The organism is Pseudomonas sp. EL_65y_Pfl2_R96 (assembly GCF_963970905.1).
Lineage (GTDB): Bacteria > Pseudomonadota > Gammaproteobacteria > Pseudomonadales > Pseudomonadaceae > Aquipseudomonas.
This window is the reverse complement of sequence record NZ_CAXAQH010000345.1, coordinates 1-454: the sequence shown is the minus strand read 5'-3', so window position 1 is coordinate 454 and position 454 is coordinate 1. Positions and strand designations below refer to the sequence as shown.

The window sequence follows — 454 nt, the reverse complement described above, 5'->3', positions numbered from 1 at the left end:
AGGTGCGTGTCGATCTGGCCGGGCAGAAGCACGGTTCGCGCAACGTCAAACCTGACCCGAACCGGGTCAGGCAATACCTCGAAGGCTTCAACATCGAGCAGTTTGAAATGGTCGGCACGATTTCCAATGCCAACCGCTCCTTTGCGCTATTGCGCGGGGCGGGCGGGGTGCATCGGTTGAAGGTCGGCGACTACCTGGGGCGCAACGACGGGCGCATCGTTGCCATCAGCGCCACTCAGGTCGATGTCATTGAAATCGTGCCCGACGGCGAAGGCGCCTGGCTGGAGCGTCCACGCACCATTCCTTTGAAAGAGCACTCTTAGTGGAAGTCGAATAATGAACAGGATTTTCTCCACCCTCGGTTTTTCGCTATGGATAGCGCTGATGTCGCCGATGGTAATCGCGGCCAATCTGAAGACGCTGTACGTGGCGGCATTGCCGGGTGATCGCGTCG

At 58.8% G+C, this 454-nt stretch carries 1 protein-coding gene; it reads left to right on the top strand.

Features of this window, described 5'->3' with window-relative positions:
• A partial coding sequence (locus tag AACY49_RS30965) for a pilus assembly protein PilP (RefSeq protein WP_339528121.1) occupies positions 1 to 323 on the top strand: 323 nt, incomplete at its 5' end.
• Positions 324 to 454 lie beyond the last annotated feature (131 nt).